The organism is Streptococcus parauberis NCFD 2020 (assembly GCF_000187935.1).
Taxonomy (GTDB): Bacteria; Bacillota; Bacilli; order Lactobacillales; family Streptococcaceae; genus Streptococcus; species Streptococcus parauberis.
This window is the reverse complement of record NZ_AEUT02000001.1, coordinates 2,124,454-2,137,522: the sequence shown is the minus strand read 5'-3', so window position 1 is coordinate 2,137,522 and position 13,069 is coordinate 2,124,454. Positions and strand designations below refer to the sequence as shown.

Genomic DNA, 13,069 nt, shown 5'->3' with positions numbered 1-13,069 from the left:
TAATCACCTTTTGATTTAAAAGAGAACACAAAAAACAGACTATCAAATAGAAAATCTGTTTTTTTTATATGTTGTTTAAATTATAAACGAGCGTTTAATTCCGCGCTTAATTCTTCAAAACCTGGTTTACCAAGTAATGCAAACATATTTTTCTTGTATGCTTCTACTCCTGGTTGGTCAAATGGGTTAACGCCATTTAGGTAACCTGACATGGCAATTGCAATTTCGAAGAAGTAAATTGTGTAGCCAAGAGTGTATTCATCTTGTCCTGGAAGGGTTAAGAAGGCATTTGGAACACCACCATCAGTGTGGGCTAATAATACGCCATCTGTTGCTTTTTTGTTAACAAAATCTACATCTTTTCCTTGTAAGTAGCCAAGTCCATCAAGGTCAGCTTCTTCAGTTGGGATTGTAATGTTTTTGCGTGGGCTTTCTACACGAATAACAGTTTCAAATAAGTTACGGTAACCTTCTTGGATGAATTGACCAAGAGAGTGTAAATCTGTTGAGAAGTTAGCTGATGTTGGGTAGATTCCTTTTTGGTCTTTACCTTCAGATTCTCCGGCTAATTGTTTCCACCATTCACCAAAATATTGAAGTGATGGTTCGTAGTTAGCTAATACTTCTGTTACATAGCCTTTACGGTAAAGAATGTTTCGTAATACAGCATATTGGTAAGCTTCATTTTCAGCAATTTTTTCTGAAGAGTAAGCATTGCGAGCTGCGTTAGCACCTTCCATCAATTTAGTGATATCAGCACCTGATGCAGCAATTGGTAATAAGCCAACAGGTGTCAATACTGTGAAACGTCCACCTACGCTATCTGGAACAACGAATGTTTCCCAGTTATTAGCAACCGCTTCAACTTTAACGGCACCTTTAGCTTTGTCAGTTGTTGCGTAGATACGACCATTTGCTTCTTCTTGTCCATATTTTTCAATTAATAATTCTTTGAAAACGCGGAAAGCGATAGCTGGCTCTGTAGTTGTTCCTGATTTAGAAATAACATTAACTGAGAAATCTTTATCTTTAACATACTCTACTAAATCAGCAAGGTAGTTTGAAGAAATTGAGTTTCCAGCGTAAAGAATTTGTGGTGCTTTACGTTCTTCAGCTGTTTGCAAATTAACAAATGAATTATTTAAGAAATCAATAGCAGCACGCGCTCCTAAATAAGATCCACCAATCCCAATAACAACTAGGACTTGGCTATCTGATTGAATTTTTTCAGCTGCTTTTTGAATACGAGCAAATTCTGCTTTGTCGTAGTCTTCTGGTAAGTTTAACCAACCAGTCATTTCAGCACCTGGACCAGTTGCTTGACGCAAAGCAGCATCTGCAGCAGAAACATGCATTTGCATATAGTCCAACTCATGTGGTGCAACAAATTGACCTAATACTTTCGAATAATCAAATTTAATGTGTGACATAATTTACCCCTTTTATTTTTTCCGTTCACCTACTATATTAACTCTTTGCAAGCTTTTTTTCAATCATTTTGAACAATCTTTCACAAAAAGGAAAGGAATTTTCATTTTCATGTAAATGATATAATAAATCTTTTTTATGCTATAATTTTTCTATCATTTATAAAATCAGGTGCTCATTATGACAAAACGATACTTAAAACTCATCTCTTTGTGTATCATCAGCTTTGCTTTGACGGCATGTACAAATACAGCAGCAGGGCAATCAAGCAGAGAAAATGATTTAGCATTGCAAGGCAAAACACGAAGCAAAATCTTAAAAAATGTAGAACATCATTACTATTACTCGCAATTAGGCCCCTATCAAAAAGAGAACTATCTCCTCTTACGTAAGGATTCTGAAATCTTTAAAGATACCATTCACCTTGCCCCAGACTCTGAAAAAATTTAATGAAAACAATTGATGCTTTTATCATGGACAATCCCGATTTATATTGGCTAGCTTCTACAAGTTATCAAGTTGATTATTCTGATTCAGATGTATATGTGAGTTTCAAGGTCCCTAAAGATGCCAAAGCTACCTATGAACATTTACAAACGATTGGAGATCAAATTCTTTCGGCTAGTCCAAAAGGCGACGACTATCAAAATGTTCAGCACTTCTATAACTACATTATAGCATCCTTGAACTAAGCCATAAAGCCAATCGTGACATTATAGGTATGGACAAAGAGACTTATAAAAAAGTTTGGACTTTCCAAAATGCTCAGATAGTTCTTTACTTTATTCAAAATTACATGGTTATTATTTGGATAAATTTGACCAAGCTGGCCTCGAAAATATTCTCGAAAAACAATTAGCACAGGGCAACACAACTGTTGCTGTCCAAACTGTAAATAGTGAAGAATACAATATTCTTGTAAAGTCGATAGACAATAACAAGGAAATCTACCATAATCTTTTTAGCCGTTTCTGGACGAATTATTCTGATTTTAATTACACTGCGTCATTAGAAAGCAATACCATTACCTTCACTCATCCATGATATCAAACAGCAAGAAACTACTTATCTAGCTGTTTTTTCTTTATAAATTTAGATAGTATAGCATGAAGTATCTACTGTAGTCTCTATACAAGTATCCGTAATGAAGGGTAAAAAAAGAGAGTCGAATAATTCGACTCTCTTTCTCAGATTCTCTTAGTGTTAGCCTGTATTTCACATGCTATTATTACTTAGTTTCCTCTTTTTTTCAATCCTACTAAACCTAATCCTGCAATAACAGTTCCGATTACCATGGCAAGGGTTGCTGAAGCATCGCCTGTTCTTGGTAAGATTGGACGACTTGGTCGTGCCGGCGGAGTTCTTCTTGGTGGTGTTTTACCAGGAGGAGGAGTTACTGGTTTATCAGGAGTTTCTGGTGTTGGTGGGAATACATGAACTGGGTTTGTATCTTTTGTCCATGTTGAGCTTGGACCATGGTTAAAGCTTACTGTTGCAATATTTTCAAATCCATCTTTCAAATATGGCGTTAAGTCCGTACCTGGTTTGATTGAAGAGTAAATGATTGTTTTAACAGTGTAACCTTTAAGTGCTTCTAAAGTAGCCTTATCAGTTATTTCAACATTAACTAATTGTCCTTTGCTCTTAGCAGTTGAGATTCCAAGTTCTGTCATCTCAGCTTCTGTGAGCTCACCTTGATTAATCAGTTTAGCTAACAAGTCAGCTTTTTCTGCTACTTCCTTAGCTTTTGCATCTGCTTTATCGAATGCCTCTTGTGCTTTATCAACAAGTTTTTGTTGATTGTCAAGTTCCACTTTAATTTCAGCAGGTGTTTTAGCTTCTGAAAGTACCTTTTGAGCTGCTGATAAATCAGTTTTAGCTGTTGCTAGTTGACCTTTAAGATCTGCAATAATTGCTTCTTGAGCAGTAATTGCAGCAGTATTATCAACCGAAGAATCCGGAGTTGTTCCATCTGTAGGAACAGGTTCTGTAGTTTTAAGTTCTGCTAACTTAGCTTCAGCCTCAGCTAATTTATCCTCAAGGTCTGTTACTTTTGCTTGTGCATCCTCAACAGATTTTTGAGTATCAGTGCTTGTTGCTGCTTTACTAATTTCGTCTAATTTGGCTTGTGCATCTTTAAGTTCTTGCGTAGCTTTTTCAAGATCTTCGTCAATATAGTTAAAGTTAGCTTCAGGAATAGTTGTCTTAGTAGTTGTGATTTCAACAGCAACTCGTGCAACCATTAAATTAGGATCAAGAGTATCACTCATGTTAAAGTGTGTCAAATCGATACGATTCTTCTCATCTTTATCAGTCGGTACAACAGCTTTAACATCGAAGCGGAATTTCTCATCTGCTAATTTCAACTTAAGTTCTTTACTTTGGTCTGTATCATCATGTCCAACAGATTTCACTGGTGTTTCCGGTGTTGGTTCTTCTGGAACTTCCGGTGTTTCTGGTGTTGGAGGTGTTACAGTAACTGGTTTAGTTTCTTTGCTTCCTTCTTTACCGTTACTATTGATGAAATCAACTGTTGCGATATTCGGGATTTTATTATCAGGATATGTAGCTTTATCCAATTCAATACCTTCTTTAATCATTGAAGGGATGTAAAGTTGAATTTGTTTATAGCCTGCTAATGCTGCAAAATCGTTAACAGTTACTGTTACATGATTACCATTTGGAACAACTTTAAATGTTGAATCGGCAAGTTTGTAACCATCAACGTGTACTTCTACTGGGCCACTGATTGTAAGAGCTGCATCTAATGTATCAGAAATAACGAATTGTTTGTATGTTGCAATATCGTTAGGAACACTTACATTGACATTATACATGTATGATTTACCACGATCAATATCTAAGTGTTTTTCTGTACGATTAATATACTTCTCAATAACAGGTTCTTCTGGTGTAGGCGGTGTTACAGTTACTGGATTTGAATCTTTAGTCATATCTGGGTTGTTGTTAATAATGTATTTTGCAGTATTTGGAACACTGATACCTTTTGTTGTAAGGTAAGGCGTTAAATCTGCACCATCTTTAACTTTAGCAATAAATTCAATATGTACTGCTTGTCCAGCATAAGATTTCAATTGTTCTTTTGTGAACTTAACTGTAAGAGTCTGACCATCTGTTACTATTTGTTCTGTTGGAACATTTTTACCATCAACAGTTGCTTTGATATCCCCATCAAATGAAAGAACATTTTCTAGAGTATCAGTAACTTCAAATGCAAAAGCATTCTTAGGTAAAGTAGTATCAATTGTAAAAGTAAATGATTCTTGACGGTTTGCTAGATCCGCATGCTCTAACTTATTAACTTTCTTAGTTAAATCAGGCGTATCAGGAGTTGGAGGAGTTACCGTAACTGGTGGTGTTTCGATTTCTGTGTCAGGTTGTCCATTTACATGTGATTTGTCTTGATAAACAATTTTAGCTGTATTTGGAATATTTTGACGTTCAACTTCTCCACGAATTTGTGATGTGATCACAAGCTCGATTTCTTTACCTGCTAAATCTTTAGCGTTAGCGAAGTCTTTCATTGTTGCAGTGACTTTTTGACCGTCTACTTTAACATCGAAGAACTTAGCCGCATCGCCAGTTACTACTGGTGTGCCTTGGATTGCTAAATCTTTAGCTAACTCATCAACGATGACGAATGATTTGTACTTAGTGATATCTACTGGAAGAGTTGACTTAATGTTATAAGTGTAGTCTTTTTCGTTATCTACATCTAAGTGGTCAAGGCCATCATTGATTGTTTTCGTAACATTTGGTGTTTCACCTGGAGGGGTTACTGTTACTGGTGGGGTTGATGGTGTTTCGGCTGGTGTTCCTGATACATTGGATTTATTTTCATAAGTCACTTTAGTTGTATTTGGAATTGCCTGACGAGTGACACCGGCACGAATTTGTGATGTGATCACAAGCTCGATTTCTTTACCTGCTAAATCTTTAGCGTTAGCGAAGTCTTTCATTGTTGCAGTGACTTTTTGACCGTCTACTTTAACATCGAAGAACTTAGCCGCATCGCCAGTTACTACTGGTGTGCCTTGGATTGCTAAATCTTTAGCTAGCTCATCAACGATGACGAATGATTTGTACTTAGTGATATCTACTGGAAGAGTTGACTTAATGTTATAAGTGTAGTCTTTTTCGTTATCTACATCTAAGTGGTCAAGGCCATCATTGATTGTTTTCGTAACATTTGGTGTTTCACCTGGAGGGCTTACTGTTACTGGTGGGGTTTCTATATCCTTATCTTCATTTACAGCATTTGTAAAATCAAGTTTTGCAATATTTTCAATTAATTGAGTTGTTACATCCTTGTTGATTTGAGCTGGGATTCTTAAATTAATTGTCTTACCAACTAGTGCTTCTTCAAAACGAGCTCTAAATTGTTCTGAATCCCCACCTGCTTCAGAATCAGCAGCTTCAGCAACTTTATAATCTTTAAGTGTAGCTGTTACAGTTTGACCGTCGACTGTTATGTCAAAGAATTCTGCAGCAGCACCAAGAATATATGGTTTAGTTGCATCGGTATTAATGACAGAAAGTTTTGAATCTAGAGTATCTGTGATAACAAATTTCTTATATTTCAAGATATCTGTAGGTAGCTTAGAAGAAATGTCATACTCATAAGGTACTAAGTTATCAACATCTAAATGTGTTACTTGCGTCTCTTTACCATCAAAAGCTTTAGAAACTATCTTCTTATCTAAAGTAGGATCATCCTGAGGAGGAGTTACTGTAACTGTAGGTGAAGTTAGAATGTGAATATCTCCATTATGTTTAACACCTGTCTTAACTGCTTTATTCGGAATCTTAACATCAGTTACTCCGACTTTAATATGAGCAGGAATTACTAACCTGATCTTATATGAACCAGGTATTTCTGTAATACTACCATCTTTTACTTTAACAACAACTTGCTTAGTAGCTTTACCATCAACAGTAGCTGTAATAGTAGATATTTCAAAGTGATTTGCTAAGAAATCGTTTTGTGATGGATCAACTGTTCCATCTTCAAGAATTGCTTGAATATAAGGTTTTTCAGTTGAAGAAAGTTCAAGTCTTGGATCCATAGTATCTTCTAGTTTCCATGATTGATACTCATAGATATTACTAGGCATTACTGTATCTAAGAAATAATTATAGTCTTTTCCATTTTCTACAGATAAATCATCTACCAAGTCCTTTGGATCATTTTTAGAGTAAGGATCTTCAATTTTCTTATCTAATTCTGAAGCTGTTGGTGGTGGTGGCGTTACCGTAACAACATTAGATTTATTTGTGATTTTATTATTTATTATATAAGAAGCGTCATTTGGTATCTCTGCATGCTCTGAATTATCTGCGTATTTTACAGAATGGTTATCTTTAACAAATCGATACTTAGAAAGATCGGAATCTTTTTTGATTCTAGATAAGAATTCAATTATTACAGGTTTTGCTTCATTACCTTGAATGTCCTTAGCTGAGAAACTAACAGTTCCCACATTTGTTGTAACCCCATTGACAACTTTTTCTTCAACTTTTAAGACTCGAGTTAATTCTTCACCTGTATAGCGTTTATCTCCTACTTGAACTAATACTTCTTCAAATAATGATTTAAAGTCAATAGCTGGCTCGAAAATATCTGTTATTTCGAAAGAATTGGCATTATAAGGCATCTCAGTCTTAATTGTGTAGCGGAAAATTTGACCTATACTATCCAAATCAAAATGTTCAGTATCATTAACTGTCTTTTTAATTTCCGGTTTATTAATTGGGGGAGTTACTGTTACAGTATTTGAGTCAATTTTTGGATTGTCATTAACGATTACACTTGCTTTATTAGGAGCTTTCGGAAGTCCATTGGTATCAGAAATGTATTTAGTTAAACTTGCATATTGTTTGAATTTAGCTGTGAAGCTTAAAGTAATAGGTTTATCAACATATTCTTTAATTTGTTCTTCTGTCAATGTTACTGAGATTGTCTGTTTATCTAAATCAGATTTATCAATAACAATTTGATTTGTAGGTATCTCTACCATAGTACCATTAACATTTACTTCCACCTTTCGCGGTGTTGACCCAGTAATATTGTCATACATTTCCATTTCAGGTATCAATGTATCTGTAATAGTAAATGTCTTAGCACCTGAAGGAACTACTGAAGATACTTTATAAAGATATGGATCATTCCAAACAGCTAGTTCAATATCTTCACCAGATTTGTTAATTTTTGCAGTATATGTTCCCTCTGGAACACCATCGGCAGCACCAGCTTGTCGTTCTGTTACTGTAGGTTCAACAGTTTTAGTGACTGGCGGTGGAGGAGTTACTGTTACTGGTGGAGTTGAAGTTGTTGGTTTGCCATTATAAGTAATATCTGCTACGTTGTTAATTGTTCCAGTTGAACTATCTTTAACTTTTGCACCAATCTTAATATGGACAACATCTCCTGAGTGTGCATGTGCAAAAGCACCAGATTTCATACGAACATAGATTACTTGCTTACCATTTTCAGTGACAATTTCCGTATCAAAAAGATCAGTTGTATGCTCATCCAGTTGAATTGGACTGTTTGTGCCAGAAATATTAACAAGCTCTATTCGGTTATCAATAACATCTTTAATGACATACTCATTTGCAGAATTAATATCTGAGGGGAGTGTTGCCATTACATCATAAGTAAATTCTTGACCCTTTGATGTATTTAGATGTTGCAACTCTTCATTAATTAATTTGATTGCTGTTGGAGTATTTGGAGTAACAGTTACTTCATTAGAAGTTAATTTCTTGCTATCTAATGTTACGTTAGCAGTATTTGGAACGAGTACTTTTCCTGTTTTCGTATTAAGATATTTGTCAAGTGAGGCATCATCACGAATTTTAGCTTTTACTGCTAAAGTTAACTTGGCAGGGCCATTATTCCCATCATTAGCTGCTGTTATCTCTTTATTAATTCGATACAAATCAAGTCTTGTCAATGAAGATTTTTGAAGATCTAAATAGACGCGATCTCTTTGTTGACCATTAAGTGAGACTTGTTCAACTTTAATAAATTTAGTCAATGATGGTATTTCAATACCATTAACGTAGACTTTATCTAGTCCTTCACTATTAAGTGATTCTAATTCTGGTACTAGAATATCTTCAACAGTATAAGAATCAAAAATACCAGGCCAAGTTGAATTAACTCTATAGTAATAGTCATCACTGCGAACAGGTAGTTCTAAGTGATTTGTTCCTACTTCATTAGAATTCTCACCTACTTCTTTTGTAACATCAGTAGATAATGGAGGTGCTACATAAACTGCATTAGAACGACGAATCCTTGCAGTTGAGTCTGAAATAGATGTTGTGTCCCCATTCCAAATAATAGCTGCTTGGTTCATAAAACCTAGGCCATTATTTTCTTGCATCATCTTATAGTATTCTGTCGCATTATTTTGTAGTGAATATTGGTCTTTAATTTTCGCATCAATAACAAGTTTATAGTTTTTGAATGCATGTCCGCCATATTCACCCTCTTTAACAGTATCATTATTTGTTCCAGGCAATTTCGGAACTGTAACTACTACTGTTGTAGTTGGGTTGCCTTTCAAGTCTTTTGTTGCTTGTGTTGAAGTAACAAAGTCTGTTAGCTTGTTACCTGCATCATCTGTTACATAAGCACCTAAGTAATCTAAGTGATAGTTCAATTGGTCAGTAAACATGACATTTTGTTTCATCTCTAATGGAACATTGTACATGTTATAGTTTACAGAATATGTGAATTTTTCACTCTGATCAGTCAAAGTTGCTGCGTAAGATGGACGAACAATTCCAGATGAAGCTAACAACGGATCTTGGGCAAGGTTACCTGATTTGCCATCATCTCCATGTTTATCATTTGTAATGTCTCGGTCTTTAACGTCCTTAGTTGCACGAGGGTAGCAATATTTCAAGTCAGTAACTTGCACTTTAGTTGGTGTGGTCGAACCAATTTGAGGACTAGTATAATCACCAACACTAAATTTACCAACTAATTGCCCAACTTCTCGTTCAACTGTTGCTGGTTTATAACCTTCTGACGGAGGTGTCTCATCTGCTTCCGACATGTTTGGAGACTCTTCGGTTCGTTTAAGTTTGTAGTCGAACGCATTGTCTCCAGGCTTAAAGACACTTTCCGGCACATAAATCGTAACTTTGTTTCCATCTTGGTTCACTGTACCATGGATTTGAGTAGTTGGATCTGTTACATTTGGAACAACAGTTTTACCATTAATTGTTATAGAATCAACACTATATCCATCTGTTATTGTGAAATCACCTTTTACATCTTCTTGTACCAAAGCAGAAGCTACTGCTTTTAGTATTTTTTCAGAAAATAAATTTATATCTGATTCATTAACATAGAAAGATGCAGTTTCTCCATTAGGCAAAACTTTATCTGGCGAGGCAACACTCTGTATTGATTCATGAAATACATCTTGTATTGAGCGCGGATCCCCTGTTTGCATTGTTGTTTCAGATTTTGGTGAATCCAACGGATTTAAGTAGGCTGGGCCATATTGACCTTTTCCTGTAAACGCTTTTGTGTCTTCCCAGAAACCGACAACTACGGTCGAATCTGGTCCAAGCGTTTGTTTCAATTGAGCACCTTTTGCTGATAGTTCGTTTGCTCTTGAAATATAGTCCTGAGCAGCCTCAGGCCATATAGAATATCCATTTGCATCTGTTGGACGCCATTCATCAAGAAGTAAATCATTCCGATCCATACTACGATCAAAATAAACCGTACTATCTCCTGTTTTACGATATCCATTAGCAACACCGTCAGTAACTAATAAAAATACAGTACGACGATTATTTGCCATCGTTCCTTTAATTTTATTATAGGCTGCAATGGTATCGTCAATTGCAGGTACTGTTGGAGTACCTCCACCAGTTACCATGCTATTGATTGAATCATTAATTTGTGCCGAACTAGTCATTAATGGACTAGAAGTGTAATGATAATCGTAAAATGTACCACTAGTCGACTCTACAGTAGTCTTATTAGAAAAATCATCTTTTGAAAGAATCCCTTTCGCATATGAGCCTTCTAAGTCTTTCTCACTATAATTATAATAATAATATCCATTACTATAATATGTTGACTCATCTTTTACAAAGATTTTCCGATTAGATGCATCATATGTGAAATAACCATGTACTCTCATCGGAAAGTCAATGTATTTTAGAGTTGCATTTGAATCAAATTTAAATCTACGATACTGTATTTCTGCATCAATACCTCTGAAGGTGTTAACCATAACACGGTCAGTAGTTGTAGGATCACCAGTGAAAACGAGTTTTGGGTTATTTACATCATAAACTTCACCTTTTCCGAGCGGTGTTGTTAATGATTTCAATGCATTTTGTACATTCCCAATAGTATTTTCAAAAGAGCCACTATTATCTTGTAAAATAACCAAGTCAATTGGCTGACGTGGCATTTTCCAATCAACTTTTTCAGTTGTTTCAATTTTAATTGAACAACCTTCTTGAGTTGCTTTGGTTACTGTATTAGTCCCAGTAATTATCGTTCCTAGCTCTTGCGCTTTTATAAACAGTCCACTAGCGAGACCCAAATAGGCAACTCCCGAGACCGCTACTGAAGCAACAAGTAAACGGACAAACCAAGTTTTGAGTGTTTGCTTATCTAATTGTTTCATTTCTCTCCCCACTGAAAGGTGATTTATATCACCCTCCATCTCTTATTACTCTCCATTTAAAACTAATTCATTCTTTTCTTCTACTCATTTTTAACATCAATGTTGAAACTATTGTGATAAGCATTCCACTTATTAATGCTACTACTGATTTACTATCACCTGATTCAGGTAATTGTCTCTCTTTTTGTTTCGTCACTACAAACTCACTATTTGATAAAACAGTTTTTTTATTTTCTTTATTATCATTTAATTTGTTTGTATTTGATGGTGGAATAGTTGCTGTTTTTGTTCCTATTTCAATTAACTGATCTTTTGGAACTTGGAGCAATTCTTCAGAAATAACTTCCCTAGAAATTTCAACACCATTAACTTTGACGATACGATATGTAATTTTTCCAAGACCATTTAAGCCTTGTTTAAGAATTTTTGTTTTACCTTTTTCTAAGTTGGAGCTATTTATTTCAATAGTCTTAAAAGGTATTGTTTTTGTAACTACTTCTGTGAATACCTCTGATACTGCTTTAGTTCCTACTCGGTAGACAGCTGCTTGTCCCGCTACCGTCGTAACGGTTGGCGTATTAGCTGTGACTTTACCTGTACTTGTATCTAAACTATATGTCGTTGTGCTTGTTTTGCTGCCATCTTTTGCTGGACTAACCAGAACACGTTGCCCTTTTTCCAAGGTTGCATCTGCTTGTTCAATGTCAGCTGGGGCTACAACTGCCTCTGTGACGACTAATGGTTTAGTTCCGACGCTGATCACTTGGGCAACCATGACCTTAGTGACAACTCCAGCATCTTCAACACCGTTTGTTGTTGTATAGAGTTTTTCACCATCACTCCCAGCTGTTGTTACTGTTTGTACACCTGCTGTGGCATTAGGATCCGCAACATAAGTTATTGTCATTGGAATAACTTCAGTTCTTGTAGTAACAACTGGTGTAACAACTAGATCTTTAGTTCCTACTCGGTAGACAGCTGCTTGTCCCGCTACCGTCGTAACGGTTGGCGTATTGGCTGTGACTTTACCTGTACTTGTATCTAAACTATATGTCGTTGTGCTTGTTTTGCTGCCATCTTTTGCTGGACTAACCAGAACACGTTGCCCTTTTTCCAAGGTCGCATCTGCTTGTTCAATGTCAGCTGGGGCTACAACTGCCTCTGTGACGACTAATGATTTAGTTCCGACGCTCACAACTTTTGGAGTCATTGGGGTCGTGATAACACCCTTATCTTCAACTCCATTTGTCGTTGTATAAGTCTTAACACCATCTTTTCCAGCTGTTGTCACTGTTTGTACACCTGCTGTGGCATTAGGATCCGCAACATAAGTTGTTGTCATTGGAATAGCTTCAACTCTTGTAGTAACAACTGGTGTTGGCGTTGTTCCATAAATTAGCGCTCTAACATCTTCAATTCGTTGTAATAATGCTTTTTTTGATGCAACCATATCAACAATGTTATTGATTGCAGCAAAATCGGAAGCAGAATCTTCAAATACAGCTTGAGCATCTACCACACCACCTGAATTATAAAATTCTACGATCATGTCTAAAGTATCGTTCACATTCTTAATTTGCTGTTCCTCTTCCAAATTAGGAATGTCTTCATCCACTGGTGGATCTGTTTCTGCGGCCAATACAACCGGCGCGGACATAGCTGGTGTTTCCTCAGGCACTAATGTATATGTTGTTGCTGGTGCATCGACCGCTGTTGTTACCACAGAGTCAGTAGTCATTTCTGCCGGTGTATTATTTTCAGATACTACTGGATCCGACGAACTCGGAACTACTACTGCTGACTCTTGAGGAGCTGATGCTGCATCAGTAGTTGATGTAGTATCAGCGTGAACAACGACAAATTGACTCAATGCTGTCACTGATAGTAACGATACTACTGAAGTCTTCGTTACACGAATTAATTTTCTCTCCATAAAACTTTCCCCATTTATA

General features: G+C 36.1%; 6 protein-coding genes. 3 read left to right on the top strand and 3 right to left on the bottom strand.

Translation table 11 applies throughout. From position 1 onward, the window contains the following. Positions 1 to 80: 80 nt before the first annotated feature. Positions 81 to 1,430, bottom strand: coding sequence for a glucose-6-phosphate isomerase (locus SPB_RS10715; RefSeq protein ID WP_003105243.1), 1,350 nt, complete (start codon positions 1,428 to 1,430; stop codon positions 81 to 83). Positions 1,431 to 1,608: 178 nt separating this feature from the next. Between SPB_RS10715 and SPB_RS10710 the strand changes: the two genes are divergently transcribed. The 3 genes from SPB_RS10710 to SPB_RS10700 are packed head-to-tail and all read left to right on the top strand — an operon-like array spanning position 1,609 to position 2,472. Continuing rightward, the gene (locus SPB_RS10710) at positions 1,609 to 1,878 is read left to right on the top strand and encodes a hypothetical protein (RefSeq protein ID WP_003103596.1); all 270 of its coding nucleotides are present in this window, start codon (positions 1,609 to 1,611) and stop codon (positions 1,876 to 1,878) included. Next, positions 1,878 to 2,120 carry a hypothetical protein gene (locus tag SPB_RS10705; RefSeq protein WP_003105032.1) on the top strand — a complete coding sequence of 81 codons (243 nt, stop codon included), beginning with the start codon at positions 1,878 to 1,880 and terminating at the stop codon, positions 2,118 to 2,120. The genes SPB_RS10710 and SPB_RS10705 overlap by 1 nt, the downstream gene beginning before the upstream one ends. A gap of 55 nt (positions 2,121 to 2,175) precedes the next feature. After that, the gene (locus SPB_RS10700; protein ID WP_003105436.1) at positions 2,176 to 2,472 is read left to right on the top strand and encodes a hypothetical protein; all 297 of its coding nucleotides are present in this window, start codon (positions 2,176 to 2,178) and stop codon (positions 2,470 to 2,472) included. 188 nt (positions 2,473 to 2,660) lie between these two features. Here SPB_RS10700 and SPB_RS10695 read toward each other — a convergent pair whose 3' ends face one another. Then, positions 2,661 to 11,117: an isopeptide-forming domain-containing fimbrial protein gene (locus SPB_RS10695; protein ID WP_175282150.1), complete on the bottom strand. Its 8,457-nt coding sequence runs from the start codon at positions 11,115 to 11,117 to the stop codon at positions 2,661 to 2,663. 67 nt (positions 11,118 to 11,184) lie between these two features. Continuing rightward, positions 11,185 to 13,050 (bottom strand): G5 domain-containing protein, encoded by a 1,866-nt coding sequence (locus tag SPB_RS10690; RefSeq protein ID WP_003103248.1) that lies wholly within the window; start codon positions 13,048 to 13,050, stop codon positions 11,185 to 11,187. Positions 13,051 to 13,069 lie beyond the last annotated feature (19 nt).

Excerpts from the sequence above, each read along its gene's own strand:
- SPB_RS10715 (WP_003105243.1), bottom strand. The coding sequence starts at position 1,430 with ATGTCACACATTAAATTTGATTATTCGAAAGTATTAGGTCAATTTGTT.
- SPB_RS10710 (WP_003103596.1), top strand. The coding sequence starts at position 1,609 with ATGACAAAACGATACTTAAAACTCATCTCTTTGTGTATCATCAGCTTT.
- SPB_RS10705 (WP_003105032.1), top strand. The coding sequence starts at position 1,878 with ATGAAAACAATTGATGCTTTTATCATGGACAATCCCGATTTATATTGG.
- SPB_RS10695 (WP_175282150.1), bottom strand. The coding sequence starts at position 11,117 with ATGAAACAATTAGATAAGCAAACACTCAAAACTTGGTTTGTCCGTTTA.
- SPB_RS10690 (WP_003103248.1), bottom strand. The coding sequence starts at position 13,050 with ATGGAGAGAAAATTAATTCGTGTAACGAAGACTTCAGTAGTATCGTTA.